General features: G+C 30.9%; 18 protein-coding genes. 2 read left to right on the plus strand and 16 right to left on the minus strand.

Features of this window, described 5'->3' with window-relative positions:
- Positions 1-10: 10 nt before the first annotated feature.
- The 16 genes from ACI5KZ_RS00255 to ACI5KZ_RS00330 form a co-directional block, all read right to left on the minus strand.
- Complete coding sequence (locus ACI5KZ_RS00255; protein ID WP_406846547.1) at positions 11-868, minus strand: alpha/beta hydrolase family esterase; 858 nt, start codon at positions 866-868, stop codon at positions 11-13.
- Between the two features lie 136 nt (positions 869-1,004).
- Positions 1,005-2,780: a helix-turn-helix domain-containing protein gene (locus ACI5KZ_RS00260; protein ID WP_406846548.1), complete on the minus strand. Its 1,776-nt coding sequence runs from the start codon at positions 2,778-2,780 to the stop codon at positions 1,005-1,007.
- Between the two features lie 439 nt (positions 2,781-3,219).
- The gene (locus tag ACI5KZ_RS00265; RefSeq protein ID WP_406846549.1) at positions 3,220-3,879 is read right to left on the minus strand and encodes a hypothetical protein; all 660 of its coding nucleotides are present in this window, start codon (positions 3,877-3,879) and stop codon (positions 3,220-3,222) included.
- 4 nt (positions 3,880-3,883) lie between these two features.
- Positions 3,884-4,393, minus strand: a complete 510-nt coding sequence (locus ACI5KZ_RS00270; protein ID WP_406846550.1) for an RNA polymerase sigma factor — start codon at positions 4,391-4,393, stop codon at positions 3,884-3,886.
- 15 nt (positions 4,394-4,408) lie between these two features.
- Entirely contained in the window at positions 4,409-5,449 is a 1,041-nt protein-coding gene (locus ACI5KZ_RS00275; protein ID WP_406846551.1) for an alpha/beta hydrolase, read from the minus strand.
- 65 nt (positions 5,450-5,514) lie between these two features.
- Entirely contained in the window at positions 5,515-5,976 is a 462-nt protein-coding gene (locus ACI5KZ_RS00280; RefSeq protein WP_406846552.1) for a hypothetical protein, read from the minus strand.
- A 182-nt stretch (positions 5,977-6,158) separates the two neighbouring features.
- Positions 6,159-6,941: a DUF6090 family protein gene (locus tag ACI5KZ_RS00285; RefSeq protein WP_406846553.1), complete on the minus strand. Its 783-nt coding sequence runs from the start codon at positions 6,939-6,941 to the stop codon at positions 6,159-6,161.
- A gap of 186 nt (positions 6,942-7,127) precedes the next feature.
- Entirely contained in the window at positions 7,128-7,853 is a 726-nt protein-coding gene (locus ACI5KZ_RS00290; RefSeq protein WP_406846554.1) for a DUF6090 family protein, read from the minus strand.
- Between the two features lie 313 nt (positions 7,854-8,166).
- Complete coding sequence (locus ACI5KZ_RS00295) at positions 8,167-9,345, minus strand: serine hydrolase domain-containing protein (RefSeq protein WP_406846555.1); 1,179 nt, start codon at positions 9,343-9,345, stop codon at positions 8,167-8,169.
- Between the two features lie 115 nt (positions 9,346-9,460).
- Positions 9,461-10,399 carry a hypothetical protein gene (locus tag ACI5KZ_RS00300; protein ID WP_406846556.1) on the minus strand — a complete coding sequence of 313 codons (939 nt, stop codon included), beginning with the start codon at positions 10,397-10,399 and terminating at the stop codon, positions 9,461-9,463.
- A gap of 157 nt (positions 10,400-10,556) precedes the next feature.
- Positions 10,557-11,249, minus strand: a complete 693-nt coding sequence (locus ACI5KZ_RS00305; RefSeq protein ID WP_406846557.1) for an MBL fold metallo-hydrolase — start codon at positions 11,247-11,249, stop codon at positions 10,557-10,559.
- Positions 11,250-11,573: 324 nt separating this feature from the next.
- Positions 11,574-12,386 carry a hypothetical protein gene (locus ACI5KZ_RS00310; RefSeq protein WP_406846558.1) on the minus strand — a complete coding sequence of 271 codons (813 nt, stop codon included), beginning with the start codon at positions 12,384-12,386 and terminating at the stop codon, positions 11,574-11,576.
- Positions 12,387-13,082: 696 nt separating this feature from the next.
- Positions 13,083-13,466: a DoxX family membrane protein gene (locus tag ACI5KZ_RS00315; RefSeq protein WP_406846559.1), complete on the minus strand. Its 384-nt coding sequence runs from the start codon at positions 13,464-13,466 to the stop codon at positions 13,083-13,085.
- A gap of 27 nt (positions 13,467-13,493) precedes the next feature.
- Entirely contained in the window at positions 13,494-14,036 is a 543-nt protein-coding gene (locus tag ACI5KZ_RS00320; protein ID WP_406846560.1) for a carboxymuconolactone decarboxylase family protein, read from the minus strand.
- An 82-nt stretch (positions 14,037-14,118) separates the two neighbouring features.
- On the minus strand, positions 14,119-14,958 hold the full coding sequence (locus ACI5KZ_RS00325; protein WP_406846561.1) for a helix-turn-helix domain-containing protein: 840 nt from the start codon (positions 14,956-14,958) through the stop codon (positions 14,119-14,121).
- A gap of 259 nt (positions 14,959-15,217) precedes the next feature.
- Positions 15,218-17,338 (minus strand): FUSC family membrane protein, encoded by a 2,121-nt coding sequence (locus ACI5KZ_RS00330; protein ID WP_406846562.1) that lies wholly within the window; start codon positions 17,336-17,338, stop codon positions 15,218-15,220.
- Here ACI5KZ_RS00330 and ACI5KZ_RS00335 point away from each other — a divergent pair.
- On the plus strand, positions 17,331-17,471 hold the full coding sequence (locus ACI5KZ_RS00335; RefSeq protein WP_165815762.1) for a hypothetical protein: 141 nt from the start codon (positions 17,331-17,333) through the stop codon (positions 17,469-17,471). The genes ACI5KZ_RS00330 and ACI5KZ_RS00335 overlap by 8 nt on opposite strands.
- Before the next feature lie 553 nt (positions 17,472-18,024).
- Positions 18,025-18,918, plus strand: coding sequence for a hypothetical protein (locus ACI5KZ_RS00340; RefSeq protein ID WP_406846563.1), 894 nt, complete (start codon positions 18,025-18,027; stop codon positions 18,916-18,918).
- Positions 18,919-18,932: the final 14 nt, after the last annotated feature.

The raw sequence follows: 18,932 nt of genomic DNA on the forward strand, positions 1-18,932 counted from the left end.
AACTGTTTTTTTAATTGATTGAATGAAATAAAAATTGGTATAATAGAGTATTGAAGTCTATATCTTGAGTTGTTTTTCCTAACGGAAATCCCACATTAAAAGGGTCTGCACTAGGCCATGTATGTCCTCCATTTTCAATGTGTAATTGGGCAACAGATCCATAGTTGATTATGGTTACAGATGTTCCATCATCTATATTGTCTACTGTTTTTGTTTTAGAGATTTCTTTTATATTGTTTCTTGTTTTCCAGTAGCTTATGCTCTCTTCAACAGAAAGGTAAGCGCCTTCTTTTCCATCCAGTTTTACGATTTCGTCAGCAGTACCATGTACATACATGGCTTTTACAGGTTTGTTTGTAATTATTCGCTCTTTAACCTCATTTGGCATTGGAGCTCCCACTGATACAAACCCTTTTATTTTATTTGGCAATTCTGTTGCTAATCTTTGAACAAAAAAGCCTCCTCTAGATAATCCTGTGGCATATATTTTAGTGCTATCAATTGGATAATTTTTTATTAATTTCTCTATTAAAACATTAATAAATTCTATGTCTTTAGTTCCATTGTCATAATCTTGACCAAATCCCACGTTCCACTCGTTGTTAATGCCTTGTGGATAGACTACTATAAACCCTTTTTCTTCCGCTATTTGATTCGTTTTAGTATACATCATATGTTCTAAAGCCGTCATACCTGAGCCGTGAAAATTTAATAATAATGGAGCTTTTTCATTTTCTTTAATTTTTGTTGATTGATAAGATGTGAATTGTCTTATTGTGTCATTAACTTTGACAAAACGTGTTTGAGAATAACTTTTTAATAATGAAAAAGTTATAACAACTACTACTAATAATATTCGTGTTTTCATTTTTTGATTCTTTTAATTGATATAATTTTATTTGACAATGCAAATTTTAGGTAATTAGAGATACTAATCGTTCGAGATTATAATTCCGTACGTTCGGAATTAATTGAAAACACAAATGAAATTTGTTTAAAGAGTTTTAATTAGAATGTAGCTGAACCCATTTGCTAGGGGTAGTACCTTCACTTTTTTTGAAGTAGGTGTTAAAAACACTTTTGGAATTAAAACCACTATCATAAGCTAAACCTAAAATAGTGATATGTTTAAACTCAGGTTTTAACGCAATAGATTTAAAGTGTTTAAGTCGGTATTGGTTTATAAACTCATTAAAGTTTACTCCCATAACTTCGTTTATTAAATAAGATAATTTATTGGGATGAATTTCTAAAGCATCTGCTACAAACTTTAAATTTAATTGAGAATCTAAATAAGGGACTTCTTCTTCAATATATTCTACTAACTTCACTTTAAGTGCCTTCTGTTCTGTGGGATCAATAATTAGTTTATTGTTAGCCTTCTCTACGTTAAGCTCAGATATATCATCAATTGAGAAGTTGGAATTATGCAAGTTTTCAAAATCTTCAAATTGCTTTAATGGTTCTAGTAGAGGATCTTGTCTATAATTAATAATTTGTCCTCGGCGTTGTTCGATGTACTTTTTTAGCAAGTTAAATGCCTCTGCTTTATAATCTGTATTTGCAAGAATAAATAATTCATATGGAGCTAATTGAGACTTCTCCTTATCTACGTCTTTCCAAGATTCTATTAAGGTATTTGGTAAGGTTTGTTTGTTTTCGTTAATAACCTGAAACAAAACATCTTGTAAATGGCGTAACGGATTGTTTTTGGTTGCTTTTTCAAATTCTACTTTTTTATTCAACCATAAAAGACACAAAACCTGCACATGCTTTGCAAGTTCCAGATCTGGTCGTATTCTCAAGGCTCTATTAACATGTGTTAAAGCCGTTTTAAAATCTTTTTGATAATAATAAATATGAGCTATTGTATAATGGTTATTGGCTGATAAAGGATCCACATCCAGCAGTTTTCGTGCATAGTTTTCTGCCTGATTAAATAAACCATGAGCTATAAATAATTCTGCCATGGCTTCCAAACCATCTATATGATTAGGGTTTATAGCTAATACTTGTTGAATATAACTGTAAGCGGATTTAAAATCCCATTCTCCCCAAAAGGTTTTACCCACAAAAGAAAGTGGGTATTCTGGTAATTGAGTATCTAACTCTTTAGCCAAAAGAAAATTTCTCTCTGCTTGTTCTATTCCTTCTTGATATGGCATATAGCCCCAAGCTGCCAACAAACCAAAGCATTGTAAATTGGCATAATAGGCTTTGGCATAGTTTTTATCTTTTTCAATGGCTTTATTATAATAATTTATGGCATCTCGGAGCGCATCAGGAGTCCATTGCAATTGATAATAACGTCCTTTTAAAAACAATTCGTAGGCTTCAATATTGTTAGTTTGTTCTGTTACTAAATGTTCTTGAATATCAAAATGCCCAAAGTTATTACGTACTTCATTAGCAATTAGAAGGCTTATTTCGTCTTGAAGTTTGAAAATATCGTCTAATTCTCTATCAAAATTTTTAGACCAATAGTGGGTGCCATCGCTGGTATCAATTAATTGGGCTGTAATACGCACCCTATTCATTGCTTTTCTTACGCTTCCTTCTAGAATTGTGGCAACGTTTAACTGCGTCCCTACTTTTCTAATATCAACCTGTTTTCCTTTAAACGCGAACGAAGATGTTCTTGCAATGACCTTTAATTCTTTAATATTTGTTAATGCATTAATAATTTCTTCAGTAATACCATCACTAAAATATTCATTATTAACATCGTTACTCATGTTAACAAATGGAAGTACTGCTATGGATTTTGATGATTTATGCACTTAAACAACTAAAAGGCTTTAAAAATGGATGTTGAAATAAGGACTGTAAAATTATAAAAAAAGGAACAAATAATATTTAGAAAGTTATATAATTTGATTTCTAGGCTTTCCAACACCAAATATGATTTGATGTAAAATTTAAGAAGTGGTGCTTCGTCCATTCTACGAATCAGGACATCACTTGCAGTTACAGTTGTAGTATGTATCTTGATGAGGACTTCATTAACTTTTGGTAATGGTTTTTCGATAGCCAGCATCTGAAGTACATCAGGTGCTCCATAATTATTTTATTCATAGCAGGGCTGGCAAATGTTTGGATTTACTAAATCTTGGATTATTTTAAATTCGGCAAGTGGAACCGTTAAAGTCATTATTAATAATCCAATTCCAACTATTAAAGCCGATTTTGAGAGTGAGATATTTTTTTTAAATAAAATATTTAATTTTCAAACTTCTCAATATCATTTAAAAACTCTAAAGCTTTCATCGTTTTTGACCCTATAAAAAATCCTATAGTTTTTCTTACCCATTTTACATGTAGGTTTTTGTAGGTTAATTTATTTAAAAACCAGACTAACGGAATAATTAACAAGGAATTAACCATAAGGTATTTTAACACAAAATCGACATCCATGTGAGCATAAAGGTCAATATTGAACATGTAATCACTGCCAACCACTATATAAGCCCACCATATTGGAGTAGATAGCAACATTAGTTTAACAAATAGCAATCCGTGAGTATTTACTAATTCTATCTTTTTTCTTATGTCAACTATTGGTTTTGCAAAGTCAATTTGTTTTAATAAAGTAACCTGTCCTATACTGCCCGCTAATGCAATTAAGGTGAAAACACCAACAATAATTCCACTTATGGCCAAATGTGTTTGGGTCCAATTACTAGCAATATAATTTCCCATAAACACTGCTAATAAAGAAAAAACTACAATTTCTATAATTCTGTACTTAAGAATACTGAGTGTTTTCTTTTCTGATTTATCTAAATTGATACTCTTAAAAGAAGCTAGATTTAAACTTAATTTTTCATCTAATTTCGTATCGTAAGCTGCTAATATTTTTTTTAACTCTCCTGCTTCCATAATGCTATATGTTTTGAAATTCTTTTTTTAATTTTAATTTAATTCTACTAATTTTTGTGGCGACGTTAGTTTTAGTAATACCAAGTATTTCTGAAATTTCCTCATAACTTTTCTCTTCTAAATACAATAACATTAGTGCTTTATTTAGTTCGTTTAAATTATGAATGAATTCTTGTAATAACTTTAAATGATAATTTAATTCTGTTTGTTCTTCGTTAGTATCATCTTCTATTTTGAAAATAGATTCTTCATTGTAAAAATCATTTTTAATCGACCACTTTTTTTCTTTTCTATAAAAAGAGATTGCAACGTTTAGCGCAATTCGATACATCCAAGTTGAATATTTATAATCGCTATTATACTTATCAAACGAATTCCATAACTGGATGATAATTTCTTGTTCTAAATCTTTTCTATCTTCTTTATTTTGGCAATAAGAGTTCACAATTTTATAGATGATTTTTTTTTGGTCTTCTATCGTTTTTATGAATTGTTCTTTTTTATTTGCCGTCATTTGTAAGTGATTGTACTATTGTAATTTATAATTTTTTATCCAAATTGAAATTATTTCCATCGTTTTCTTGTTGTGACGAATTCCGTTATGAGTTTCATTTTCAGCAATATACACTTCTCCAGTGCTGTTTTCTGTAACAGCTGAAGAGAACTTATTGGCATCAAAAGCCTCATCTTCACTTCCAACTACCACGAGTAATGGTTTGTCTATGGCGTTTAGGCCTTTTTTATAATCTAAAGGAGACATACTTTCATTGGCACGATAACTATATTTGGTAATTGGCATAGTTTCAGGTAGATTAAAAAACAATACCGGAAGATGATTGTGTGTTGTGTCTCCAATAGCGTTCATCATTTTTAAACCAATAATTCTATTTATATGTAGTTTGATAAATGCCTCTTCTTCAACTGAATTTGTTGTTTTTACAGTTGGAGAGTTTACACCTAAATGAGGAGCAAATAAAAGATAGCCGTCAATGTTGGGTTTGTTCTCTTTCATAGCATATCGTAAAATTATACCGCCACCCATTGAGTGTCCTGCAAGAATTATTTTTTGATTCGGTTTTTCTTTTTTAATCTCCGAAATAACATCTTCTAAATCATCTGCATATTGATTGATATAATCTACATCGCCAGGTGTACCTTCGGATTGACCGTGTCCTCTAAAATCTAAAGCTACTACTTCACTATTAGTTGCTTCCTTTAATAATCCAGCTGTTTTGTTCATTAAATAAGAACTAGAAAGAATTCCGTGAAGTAAAATAATTGTTGTATTACTTTCAGTTTTATATACATAAGAAAATAGTTGTTTTCCATCTCTTGTAGTAAACTTTTGAGGACTGTTTTTATAAACCTGATCGAATCCTAAATCTGCAATTGCTTCTGATGTCATCGGTTTCTGAATGATATCTGGATTAAACGTTGGATTTGGTAAATTAATAAGATTTATGATCTCATTTTGAGTTTTCTCAAACTGCTTTGATTCGGTTTGTGCTACAATAGCATTTGTTGTTATACAAAGTGCTAATAAAATGTTTCTTAAAAATACTGTTTTCATTATTTTGATTGTTTTATATATTATTCGCAGTACTTGATAAAAAATCACACTTTTTTAGAAAAAATTTATAAATAATAAGAAAAAGCATTGATTATAGTTCCGAGAATTAAACTAAAAACACCTTCTTTTAGCGATAAACGTTTTTGATTAATAGTGTTTGAATAGGCAATCCATAATGCTAATATTGTGCAGAAAAAAAATATACCAATAACATAAGTTGAGAAATCAATAGAAATTATACCAAACCAACTGAACACAATTTGCTCTAGTACTGTAAATCCGAATAAAGCTAAAATAGGGTTTGATTTTGTAGGTTTTATAATTAATAATATGCCACCATAAAACAGGATAAGGCAAATTATTAAAGGCAAAATTTGATTAAAATAGGATAAGCTAAAATAACTTTTAAAAGAAAAATCAAAATATTCTTTTAAATTTATATTTATGTCTGAGTGTATTAGGAAGATTACGCTAAATAGAATACCTATAAATGAAAATACAATTCCGATAATTTTTCTAGTTGCCATATTATAATAAGTTAGTTTCCTTATTATTCGCAAGCCTTAAATAAAAATCACACTTTTTATAATATTTTTACTAGTTTTTTAAAATGGCGTCTGGATTAAAGTTTGAGAATAACAGCCAACGCACACTGTTCTGTTGATTGAGCATTTAATTGAGCATTTTTATACACTTTGTTGTGCTTTCATTATTTTTTAATGTCAGATTCTATAACTTCAAGGATATAATCAATCCTTTTCAACAAGGTTGTACCCTCTTGGTTGTTAAAGGTATTTAAATTCATTGTCCATGCAATTATGCCTTCTAGTTTTGAATCTTCAAGCAATATATTTTTATTATAGTTACTGATTTTTGATTTCCCAGGGATTGGATTGCTAATGTTTTTAGCTTCTAACAAGCTTGACGATGCCTTTTGCCAGAAAGTATATCCCAAATCACGTTGTATGCCTATTTCGTGAATGTAGGACATAAAGATTGTTTCATAATACCTTAGAAACATTTGCTCCACTTCTTGAAGTTGAATAACATCTGTACTCCAATTTATGAGCAACTGTTTTAACTCTTCGTTTTTTAAAATTTCGATTCTACCAGAGCTGACCAAGTTGTTTTGAATGGGGTCAAAAGTAGTAGGAACAATACTTCCTAAAAACAAGAGGATGCTGTCAATATCTGCATCTTTTGGTTCGTTGTAAAATGACAACAATCGACCACATTTTTTTATTATATCTTTTCTGCTGTCAATTTTGTCTAAAATCTGCTCACGGTTTGATGTAAATTCTTTGGATAACCTTTTTAGAATGGCCTGTTCGTTTTTGCTTTCTATTTGTTGCTCTTTCCAGTTATTGATTTGTAGCGCAATCAAAATGCCAATAACTACAAGTACAATTTCTCCGATTGCATACTTTAAATACTTTCCAGTTTTGTTTTCCATTAAGAGGTATTGTCTAATTTTACTAAAGAATTTTATCATTGGTTAATAGTTTGTCGTTATGTTTGATATGGTGTTATATGTGCTTTTTTGCGTACTTCAGTAACTAATTTAGCAAATAAAGACAAAATAGGAAATACGCGAGTCACGAGCGAAGCGAACAAACACAAGCAATTTTCGTAAGTAGGCGAAGACTAGCCATTAATTATACATGGCTTTTGGCATTCGTTATTCACATTTTTTATTTTTTAAAAGTCTTATTGGCTCTTCCATTTCCACTTTAAGATTATATAGATGTTGTTTCTTTCTAACATACATTGCAACTAGAAATACAAGGTTGTCCTGGAACTTTAGAAATGTTTTGTCATTTTTATTGTTAGTCCACTCGATACTTGGTAATAATTGGACAATTTCTTTTCCAAGTTCATTCTCTAAATAGTCAAATTCTTGCATTCCAAATTCCGTTGCTGACTCAAAATTAATCATTCTTTTATTGAGTTCGTTACGATTTTCTTTAAGTAAATCCAATGTGTTCTCCAAAAAAGTATTGAATTCAATAAGTCTGTTTTTTAATTGGATATCTGTTATAAACTTTATATTACCCGATGACGTTAATTCTTCGAAGGTAATATTACTTGGCACAAATACATTTTGTCTTAACGCATGTAAAAAATCATTTAGAATTTCACTTTTATTATTGGGTGTTTTATTTAAATCTAGTATAATTTTTTTACTGATTTTAATCCTGTTAGTAATTCCCTCAAGTGATTCATTTACTAACTTTTCGTTTATTTGAAAGTCCTCTAAAATTCTGCAGTAGTAATCAGATTCGGCAAGTTTGTTTTTTCTGTTATCATTCCAGTTATTAATTGATAGCGCAATCAAAATGCCAATAACCACAAGTACAATTTCTCCGATTGCATACTTTAAATACTTTCCAGTTTTGTTTTCCATTAAGAGGTTTTGTCTAATTTTTCTAAAGAATTTTATCATAGTTTCTAATGTTTTTTTCAAGTCCGTAAACGGCTATCGTAACCAAATGCCCATTGGGCATTAGATTTTGCAAAAGCAAAATTTTGTTTCGATAATCTAAAGAAATCTATCATTGGTTAACGGTTTGTAATAATGGAGCAAAACGTGTTTGTACGTGGTTTGTAAGTGTTTTTAAACACCTAATTTAACAAATAAATTAAAGATAGAATATTCCGTGAGAATGTTTGTAAGTCGGCAGTGATCATGCAAATAATTTTATATGTTTTATATCCAGTTATTCATTTTTAAGTGTCGGGATTATTCTGTCTTGTAATACTCTCCAGGTTGACTTTTCAGGCTCATAATTAATATTCCAGCCATTAAAGACGATTATTAAATTGTATTCTGGTGCCATCATTAAATACTGTCCGCCATATCCGTTGCCACCATAAATTTTGGATTTACCAGTATCAGTATATTCAGGGATCCACCATTGATAACCATATCCCATATCACGTCGCCATTCAGGCTTTACATCTTTGATTAAAGGGCTCGTGGATGTTAAAACCCAACTTTCAGATACAATTTGTGTGTTATTCCATTTCCCTTTGTTTAAAAACAATGAACCAATTTTAGCCAAATCTTCAGCCTTAAGATATAAACCTCCTTCTGTATCAATTTCTCCATCAGGTGTTTCTTTCCAATAATATTCTGTAATACCTAGTGGCTCAAATAATTTTTCTTCTGCCCATTGGTCAATTCGTTTGCCCGTAATGGTGCTAATAATTTTTCCTAAAAGAACCGTTCCTCCACCATTATACACGAATCTTGTTCCTGGTATGGTATCCATAGGCTTACTCAAAACATATTCTATCCAGTTGTTGCTTGATTCAAGTCTAAAACAGTCATTTGTAGTATCATTATGGTCAGTCTCTTCATTCCATTGTAATCCACTTCTCATAGTCAATAAATCTTCAATGGCTATATTTTGTTTTCGTTCATCTTTAAGATCAATGTTGGTATTATTTAACAAAGGCATTGCTTTGTTGCTAACATTGTATTCCTTGTTCAAATCCAACGCAATACCAAAAAGGATTGAAGTAATACTTTTGGTTACAGATTGAAGGGTGTGTAATTCACTTTTTTTGTAGTATGGATGCCAATCTATACTATTGAAATTGTATTGATGATTAGTTGTGTCATATTTTTGAACAATGGTTTCATAGTCCTGTTCATATTTAAAATCTGCCAATATTTGGTCATTCTGTATGACCATAAAGCGATCAATTAACCCATAATCTCCATTATTTATTTCTGAATTAATGGAATCAATTACTGTGGAAAGGTTGTTTTGCGATGTTTCCTTTTGTGTGACTTTTGTAGGTGCTTTATTTTTTGAGTTACAAGCAATTAACGCAACTATAAATAAAATTGAAAATGTTAGCGTTTTAATTTTTTTTATAGTTGTTCTCATAATTTTTGTCTAATTAGGTATAATGGTTTAGTATATGGGAAGAAAGCAAACGTGCATTTCCCTTTGATTAAACACTAAATTAAGTATTTTTAATAAACAGTGTTGTCATGCTTTTTTAATTCTTATTTGTTACTTCTTTTCCTATTCGGATATAATTTTCTTTTATAATTTCAGGCATATTTCTCGCTCCAATAGATTCTGAATTATCAAAGCCACTCGGCCAAAAATAACCTAGTATTGCAATTGTTTTCGGTTCAGATTTTGCTAATTCAAAATAACTGTTGGCTACCCGGTCCATTTCATTTAATGAGATTCCTCCTAAATCTCCGTGTAATGAACTGATATAATGAGTGTCCATAATGATTACCAATTTTTGTTCAGCATTTGTAAATTTTGATTTTAGATTATGTAATTCACTCAAAAAATCAACATTTGATTTAGGGTCTTTAATAAAATAATGGTCAAAACCAATCCAATCTACGGAATTTGGCACTTGAAGTTGGTCGATTATGGGATAAGCTTCAATTATCATTATTGGAATTGTTGGAATTGTGGATTTCACATAATCGATTGCAGCTTTTAATTCCGAAAAAGATATTCCGTTCCAAGTTGGTTCTTCTCCAATGTAAAATGATTGTATTAAATTCTGATTGACTTGTAGATTATTAGTGTCTATAAATTCGTCCCATCTTGATTGGTAATCTGTACGTAAACCATATTCAACTCCAGAAGGACTTGAAGTGCCAACCGATTCAAAAAAAATCTCTGATAGATGCAAAATGCTTTTCACTTGAAAATCGTTCATTTCTGTCATTCTTGCAACAATATTATCTGAAGGATTTACAATTAAAATATCGGCAATATTTGAGAATCCGGAGACTTCATCAATATAATTGGTTATCGGTTGGTTATCGGTTGGGTCGTCCCAATAGGTGTCAATCAATGTGAATCCGAAATATTTTATATGTGAAGAATTGGTAGTCTGGTCTGATGGAGTTTCTTTGTGGCAGGAAACCAGTAAAACAATAGCAAATATGAAGGTTAATCTATTCATTTTGTGGTTTTCTTAAATTGGCTACAACGGATTTGTTTTTGGTTAATGCCTGTTTAAGTATCTAATTTAACAAATAAATAATGAATAGAAAATCTGCGAAGATTTTAGTAAGTAGGCTAGGACTTGCAATTAATTATACACGTCTTAAGTTGGTATTTTAATCTGTTTCTAATTCGATCGTTATTATTTCTCCTTGTTCAACCATTGGTCTAATATTTTCAACTTCACCCCAATTTTCTTTTGCACTTGGAATTTGTTCTGGATATAGATGATAGATAGCAAACATTTTTGCGTCGATTGTGATATTCTGATCTTTAGCGTTTTTTAAAATCCAATAAGGAACAAAAGCTAAGTCAATTTCTTCCATTTGACTTAAGGTTTCAGGTTCGGTTGTATCGCCAGATAAATAGATTTTTTTATTGTGCCAAGTTATCAAATAAGAGTAGTGACGAAATGAAATTCCAAATACAGTATGGTCAGTTTTAAATGCTTGTATTTCAAAATTTTCTATAGATTCTCCTAGCTTTTCTAATTCTGAAATGTTTGAAACACCGTAAGTCTGTCCTCCTTTATTTTTCATTACTTTTTTGAGATTCTTTTTAGAGTAATGGTCAGAGTGATTATGAGTAAATATGAAAATAGAATTTTCTTGAATACTATCTAATTCAGAATCGTTAAATTCCATATAGCCGTGTGCTCCTGATTTATAAGGGAAATCAATGTAGAAATTTGTGGTTCCATCAGTCATATGCAAGCCACAGTTTCCAATAAATTCGATTTGAATTTGCTTTGATTGAGAAAGTCCAATAGTCATAATTAAGCAAAAAATCAGGGTGAAAATTCTTTTCATATTTGTGGTCTTATATTATGAGCAACGGATTTGTTTATGGTTAATGGTGAAAGCAACTAAGATAACAAAAATGCGATGTGATTAGAGAATTCGACAGAATTTCCGTGTACCTTTTTATTTAATATCTGTAATTAATTATACCTAGTGTGAGCAAATTTGGTTTATTTATATTTTCTCCAAAGCTCTAGCTTTCTCTAATTTATTTTGGACTATTATCTTGACAAACACGAGTTGCCGAATTAAGTATAAAGGTGAAAAGTAATAAGTTGTTTGTCATTTTATGTGTTCCCCCATCCTTTCAATTTAAATTGCAGGAAAAACGTTTTATTTAACAAATTGTAAATTAATACCTGTTAATAATTGAAATACAGGTTGAACACCTTCAACATAAATTGAATATTGAGGTTCAACATACATGTTAAAAACAGTATTTCCCAGTTTTACTACTTTACCAATACCTAGTGCAATAGGAACAGAATAGGCCTCTTTTTTGAAATCTAAAACCCAAATTGGAGCACCTCTTAAATAAGTACCTTTTCCTAACTGCCAAAAATAGAACGGTTGAAGTGCAGCCATATTAGTAGATTGTCTATCTTCATCTCCAGCAAAGGAAGCTTGCCATGTTATAAGTCCACCAAATTGAAATATTGGCGATTTAGCAACAAAGGCAACAAATGCAAATCCTCCTTGCCATTTACCGGCACCTAAAAGATCGTCTGAAGCAGTTGGAGCTGTAAGAGACGGTCCAATACCCATAGTTGTGGTTGCGTTAGAGACAAAGTTATAAGATAAAAAGGCATTAAAATCTCCCAATCCACTTGTTGTATTAACTACGCCGTTAGCATTAGGCAAACCTAACGTTGAGAATGGCATAGAAGCACGTAATAATAATTTTCCTTTAGCTACAGGCTTTGCAAATCGTATCCATGTGGTATTCATAAAAGCATCTGAAGGCGATTCTGCTAATTTAGGCATATAGTAATTTTGAAAGCTTAAAGCCGTCATATTAGCTAATGGATTGTTTGCTTGTGCAGCACTCGCGCTCGCATCTGTTTTTTCTTCTGTTTTTTCTTGGGCAATTCCTAAGGTGCTAATTAAGAAACAGCAAACAGCTATAATGTAGTTTCTTCTAATCATGATTTTAGTTTTTATATGAAATGGATTAAGTTTAATACGTTTGTTTATTAACAAATATAAACTAATCTTGAAATACGTGTTTTAGTTTACTCTAAAATAAACATATTTTTTAATCTGTTCTTTTAATGGATTATCAAACAAACCAGATAGAATTATTATTTTGTCGGAGCTAATGTTGGTTCAGGCCAAGAACCTTCTAAAATGACTTTATCTGAGCATAACAACGCAATACAATCTAAAAAGGGTCACCTGGTGTTGGTAACCAATTACTTAATTTGCTTGCTTATAGCTTGTTAGATTTTAGGTGTATAGTTAAAGAGCGATTTTTTTTATTTTTTCACTTTCATGTCTTTAGAAGCTCTACCAATTCTGTATCTGTTTAATTCATTTTCTACATGCCAGCGTTGTGGCAAACGATATATGGTGATGCTCTAGAAGTTTTTAACATTTGGTAACTCGCCTTTTTTAAGTGTTGAAGTGAATGCTATTTTTTCTAACATGTAGTTGCCAATGATAATATTAAGATGTGTTTTTTAAAATTTTTTAACCTTCAAATACGAGTAATGTTTTTGTTCAACTTAAAAAAAAACAGATGCAATCTAAATGCTGAAGACAAGCTACTTATTTAAACACAAAAACGGTTCTGGAGATATCCAGAACCGCTATGGCTTTTTAATAGATTGTTATTGTTTACTACTATTTAATTTTTTTATTTTCTAATGCTAATCCTAGCATTGTGGTAAACAGAGCTATGTGTATCATAATATTCATCCAATTACCAGACGGTATGTGAACCAATATCAAGGCTATTAACATAATAAACGCTAAAAAAGCATATGCATAAAACAGCTGCTTGTTTGCTAGTACTAATATACCTGCCGCTAATTCTACTGCTGCTAATAGTGCGCCAGCAAAATATGCTCCTGAATCGCCTAAAAATGCTAATCCATTACTTTTAAGAAACGCTGCCATATTATCTAAACCAACGCCTCCTAAAAATCCTTCAATAAATTTTTCTAAACCTCCCCATACAAAGAGGAGGCCTATACCTATTCTTATAATTAAGTTTCCTGCTTTCATTTTATTAAAATTAGAGTTGCTATTTTTTTATTTTTCCACTATTGGGAAGTCAACATCTACATTTGTAAGTGCATGAGCATAGTTTGTAAATGTAATAGCAGTTACAACTGCAATAAAATCCACTAGTGCTTTTGCATCGTATCCTTGATTAAAAAACGCTTCTCTTACGTCAGAATCAATATGTCCTGCTTTCTCGGCAACCTGTTTTGCCATAGTTGTTAACACTTTTAGTTTTGGGTCATTAATTGTAGCGTTTCTTAATTCAACTGTTTCAGCATCTGTAAACCCGTTCATTTTAGCAATTGCTGTATGTGCAGATTTACAGTAGATACAATTATTAGCTTGAGATACAGCAAGTTTTATAGCTTCAATTTCTTTGTTTGAAAAGGAGCCTTTTCCTGCATTTCCTGAAAATGTTAAAAAGTTTTCTAGGGCGTTGCTAGAATATCCAATGGTGGCATATAAATTAGGCACCATTCCTAATTGTGAATTTAGTTGGTCAAAAAGTTTCTGACTTTTTTTATTAACATCCTTTTTACTTGGTACTGAAATTTTAGTTACATTTTTCATATTATACTGTTTTTGATGATTCATTATTTATTTACAGTACAAATGTACGCTAGGAATGGATGTAGGAGGTAATCAATACTACCTACTTAGTTGGCATTATTTCCCTATTTCGAAATTTTTGTGGAGAATGTCCTTCTTGTTTGCTGAAAAATCGACTGAAGGCTTGTATATCTGAAAAGCCTAATTCAAAACCTATTTCAGAAATAGGTCTCTCGGTATAAGTTAGTAGTCTTCTGGCTTCAAGCATGAGTCTGTTTTGAATAAACTGTTGAGGTGTTGTGTCGCCATATTTTTTAAATAGATTGGAAAGTGTTTTTGGGGATTTAAATAACAAAGCAGCATATTCCTTTACTGTGTGCTTTGTTTTAAAGTGTTGTTCTACCAGATAATTGTATTCTCTTATAGTGTCAATGCTTTGTGTTCTAAGTTTAGAACCTATATTTTGGTCTTTATAAATACGTGTACATAAAATAAGAAGTCTTTTTAGCATCATCTGCAACATCTCTAATTGCAAATTATCTCTGGATTCCATCTCGATATAGAGCATTTTAAATAAAGTTGTTAAAACATCAATGTGCTTTTCGTCAAGTTTTATAATAGGAACAGTAGAGGCTCCATAATACAGGATGCCTTTGCAACCTACTTCACTGTCATGATCTACAACGCAGTAAAATGACCTATTCCATTTAATTAATGTAGCCTCTATTAAATTGTCTACTCTAACGGTATGAAACTCTGTTAGGCTTATAATGTCATTTGTGTTGAAAACATAATCTATAGCGTCTATATTAATTTTATTATTATCGGTTTTAAACCAAATCATACATAACTCACTTTGTTTAGACTCATTAAGTATGTTGGCGTTCGATTTGTTTACATTCACAATCTCTATATACTCATTATTTTGACCTTTAAATTTCAAATTAGTTTAATTTTATATGTTTGTTATCGATATTGTGTATTATTGGTTGTGTTAACTAGAACTAAGTTAGTAAACAAAAACGAGCTTGAGATTATTCTGAAGGAATTATCGCGATATACAATAAAGGCTCATTAATTTTTACATAATACAGGCAATTGGTTTTATGCCGTTTTTCTAAATTTTTCCGTAATCAACAACATTTACTGTTTCTATTCGATTTTGTTAATTGGTTTTTAGTATTAACACTTTCTAAAATAAATCAATCCATCCGAAACTTAGATGTGAGTTTCAACATTTTTTCACTTTGGCTAAACAGCCAAGATAATTGTTCCCAAACCAAGTGAACTTCTTTATGAGAGCGTACATTATCGGTTTTTGAAATAACATGGTTTGTAAGACTGTCAATAGAAAAGTTTAAGGTTGAAGGTTTGTATATTAATTCTGAAGGTATAGGTTTTAGAGTAGGAACTTCAAAATTGATAGATTTTAATTGCGAACAAACTGTATCAAGGTTCTCTTGAATTTTTGCTGAAATAAATTTAAACTCTTCCGAAGCTTCGGTGGTTTTATGGTTTTGAATATAAGCACTCAAGGAGGCTAACGATGATAAAAAACTTTGGTTAATTTCTACAAGTTCATAAATATCATCTATGTGATTTTGTTTCGACTTTGGTTCTTGAGCCATTCGCTGAAACGCAGCACTTAAATTTGACATTTGTAAAAATGCCTCTTTTCGATTGACATTTAAACTAATGGGAACTTTACCTTTCTGTTGATAGTAACTGCTTATAGATTTAAAAAATGCAGTATTTGCTTTTAACCCATCTTTTATATTATCGCCAATTTCCATAAACGACCAAGCAGGTATTAGCCAACGCATAGCCATATAAGATAGTGTTGCTCCAATTACAGTATCAATAACTCTAAATTGTATTACCTTTAAAATATCTGGCTGTAAAATGGCATATATAAAAATAACACTCAATGTAATAAAGGTTGCCGATGCTTTATAATTTTTCTGAACCATAGAAAAAGCAATAACTAAAGAGAGTACACCTAATGCACCATAGATATATGGATCGTTTATTAATAGCACCAAGCCACTTGCTAATACAGCACCAATTAATGTGCCTATAATTCGGTCTTTGGATCGTGTTTTTGTAAGTCCGTAACTAGGTCGCATGATTACAATTACCGTAAGTATTATCCAATACGGATTTTGTAAATCGAAAAACAAACCAATGCCATAACCTAACATTACTGTAATGGCCAGACGTAAGGAATGCCTAAAAATGGTAGACCTAAAGCTCAGGTTTCTAAGTATTAATTTTGGGTCGTAATCTTGTGAGTGTATAAAACGTTTTAAATTGTCTTTTTTTATAACATCGTCTGAAGTTAATTTAGGATTATCCAATAACCATTTTATCTTTTTAAGCTTACCAAATTGCTTTTTCTGATAATCTAAATAATTCTCAAGCATTAAATAGTGTTCGTAGTTTTCAGATTTTTTTTCGTTTTTGAATTTTAGAATATCATTTTCAAGCGTTTCAAAAATATTTGATAGCACTTTATTGGAAGGGACCTGTTTTGAGGTATTGAAATTATTAGCTGTTGAACGTAGTTGATGAGATAGTTCTGAGATTAACTTCTGAAAATCGGTTTTAAATTCAGGATGCATTATAAAAAGGGCATCCATTTTGTCGTAATTCACAGGGTTAGCAATAGCAGTTTCTAGGAATTCAACCAATTGAATAAATATTAATAAGCGTCTACCGTGGTAATTCGATTTCCCTGAGTTTTTACGATACGAAATTAAAATCTCGCGTAAAGTTTCATGGTGTTCGGTTAGCTCTATTTGTAAGCTCATGAGCCTTGTTTCTAAAGCAACTCTGTTAGGTTGCTTCCCAATTAGCTGTCGTCTGGTGTCTAAGAAATCTGCTGTAATAAGCATGATTTCCATAAGTGTTTCTTCGGTTTGTGCCTTAGGGTTTATGTAAAACCATATTGTAGATATTAATAAATACCATAAACCACCCACGCCTATTAATAAAGCGTATTGATAAACTTCTAAGTTTTCCGAAGTGTGTGCAAAACTCAATACCAAAGCTAATAATCCAGAAAAACTAATTAGCGAAGCTCTAAATCCGTAAATGGAAATAAAGGCTATACAGAATGTTAACACACCTAAAAGAGGGAAAAGAAAAATGTTAGAAATATGAAAATAGCCACCAATAAAACTGATAATAACCACCAAAAAAGATGAAAACAGGATGCCAACTTGCTTGTGTTTTAAACTACCGCTTACATCACTGGGAGAACACCAAAACGCTCCAAAACAAATGGCAAGCCCAATTTCAAAACGATTGGTTACAATGCCCAAAACAACAGGTACAGTAATGGCAATACCAATTAATACAGCTTTTGAAAAGTTACTGCTTCTAAGAAATTCTAATAATTCCTTGACGTTATTTGTTATGAAATTTGAAATGGAGATTGCTGTTTTAGTCGTTTAATAGCAAAGATACAACTTGAATAATAAAACTTGTTTTTTAAAATTAGAACTGTAAATACTTAATAAATTAATTTCAATATGGTTATTTGTGAGTCATATTTAAAATTGTATATAAACATTAAAAATGTGTCTTGATGTTGCAATTAACCAAGTCAAAATATTAAAGGGTGTCGAATTGATAGATGCGATACATGAAATTTGTTATATTATTGTTAAATATCCTGAAACGTCTGTTATTAGTGGGGTCTTAAGCTGTTTATCATAAAAAAAAAGCTTATCTTGTAAGTGTTGATTAGTCGTAAATTAATTGAATCAAATTGGTCTCAGGAAAAGCGTGAATCAATTTAAAAGTTTAACAATTTAAAAGATAAATAATGAACACAACTTTAAAAAAAATCAAAAATATAAGTTCTGAAAATTGTATTACTATCATCATGACTTCACACAGAACAAAACCAGATTATCTGAAAGACGAATTAACTCTAAAAAATTTAATTAAAGAAGCTGAAAACAGGCTTCTGGAAGATTAAACAAAAAGAGATACTATTGCGTTAGTGGATAAATTAAAATCGCTAGCAGAGCAAATAGATCATAGTCATAATCTAGAAAGTTTAATTCTATTTGTAAATCATGATATTTCTGAGTATATCAGATTGCCAATAAAAGTAACAGATCGAGTAATTATAGATAACACCTTTTCAACAAGAGATGTTATTAGAGCCATGCATTCAGAATCCAATTATTATGTATTGGTGTTAAGTCAGGAAAAAGCACGGTTGATAGAAGCATTAAACGATAAGGTGGTAAGAGAATTTAATGAGCCTTTTCCTATTATAAATACACAATTCGATAATATAAACACAATGGAGCCGGTTGTTTCATCAAGACAAAGGAATTTAATTGCAGAATTTTTTAACCAAGTGGATAAAGAAGTTAATGCTATTAGAAGTCAAAATCCATTACCAGTTTTAATTTCTACAGTTGAAGAAAATTATCCAGAGTATTTAAAAATAGCCGATAAGAAAGACAGTATTTTCGATACGTTTTTAAATAAAAATAGAATTCCAGAAAAAGCCCATGCTATTGTAAGTGAAGCGTGGAAAATGGTTGAAGTTCTTAATAAAAAAAGAAATGCAGAAAGAAAATCTGAACTACTCAAAGCCGTTTCCGATAATAAATTTTTGAGTGATACTTTTGAGATTTGGAAAGCTTTAAATAAAGGAAGAGTGCAAACGCTTTTTATAGAGAAAGGTTTGTATCAGCCAGCAATTATTGGAACGGACGACATGACTTTTGTGTCAGACTTCCAGAGAAACGATTCAAATGTAATAGATGATATTTATGATGAAATGATTGAGGTAAACATGAGCTTTGGAGGCGATGTGGTGTTTCTTCCAAAAAATGAATTATCAAAATTTAACGGCTTTGGTGCTATAACTAGGTATTAATTCTATCTTTAGTA

Source organism: Xanthomarina sp. GH4-25 (genome assembly GCF_045363175.1).
In the GTDB taxonomy this organism is placed as follows: Bacteria; Bacteroidota; Bacteroidia; order Flavobacteriales; family Flavobacteriaceae; genus Xanthomarina.

Bases quoted from the DNA above. Each gene is read 5' to 3' on its own strand.
- ACI5KZ_RS00255 (WP_406846547.1), bottom strand. From the start codon at position 868: ATGAAAACACGAATATTATTAGTAGTAGTTGTTATAACTTTTTCATTA.
- ACI5KZ_RS00265 (WP_406846549.1), bottom strand. From the start codon at position 3,879: ATGGAAGCAGGAGAGTTAAAAAAAATATTAGCAGCTTACGATACGAAA.
- ACI5KZ_RS00270 (WP_406846550.1), bottom strand. From the start codon at position 4,393: ATGACGGCAAATAAAAAAGAACAATTCATAAAAACGATAGAAGACCAA.
- ACI5KZ_RS00275 (WP_406846551.1), bottom strand. From the start codon at position 5,449: ATGAAAACAGTATTTTTAAGAAACATTTTATTAGCACTTTGTATAACA.
- ACI5KZ_RS00280 (WP_406846552.1), bottom strand. From the start codon at position 5,976: ATGGCAACTAGAAAAATTATCGGAATTGTATTTTCATTTATAGGTATT.
- ACI5KZ_RS00285 (WP_406846553.1), bottom strand. From the start codon at position 6,941: ATGATAAAATTCTTTAGTAAAATTAGACAATACCTCTTAATGGAAAAC.
- ACI5KZ_RS00290 (WP_406846554.1), bottom strand. From the start codon at position 7,853: ATGGAAAACAAAACTGGAAAGTATTTAAAGTATGCAATCGGAGAAATT.
- ACI5KZ_RS00295 (WP_406846555.1), bottom strand. From the start codon at position 9,345: ATGAGAACAACTATAAAAAAAATTAAAACGCTAACATTTTCAATTTTA.
- ACI5KZ_RS00300 (WP_406846556.1), bottom strand. From the start codon at position 10,399: ATGAATAGATTAACCTTCATATTTGCTATTGTTTTACTGGTTTCCTGC.
- ACI5KZ_RS00305 (WP_406846557.1), bottom strand. From the start codon at position 11,249: ATGAAAAGAATTTTCACCCTGATTTTTTGCTTAATTATGACTATTGGA.
- ACI5KZ_RS00310 (WP_406846558.1), bottom strand. From the start codon at position 12,386: ATGATTAGAAGAAACTACATTATAGCTGTTTGCTGTTTCTTAATTAGC.
- ACI5KZ_RS00315 (WP_406846559.1), bottom strand. From the start codon at position 13,466: ATGAAAGCAGGAAACTTAATTATAAGAATAGGTATAGGCCTCCTCTTT.
- ACI5KZ_RS00320 (WP_406846560.1), bottom strand. From the start codon at position 14,036: ATGAAAAATGTAACTAAAATTTCAGTACCAAGTAAAAAGGATGTTAAT.
- ACI5KZ_RS00335 (WP_165815762.1), top strand. From the start codon at position 17,331: ATGCCCAAAACAACAGGTACAGTAATGGCAATACCAATTAATACAGCT.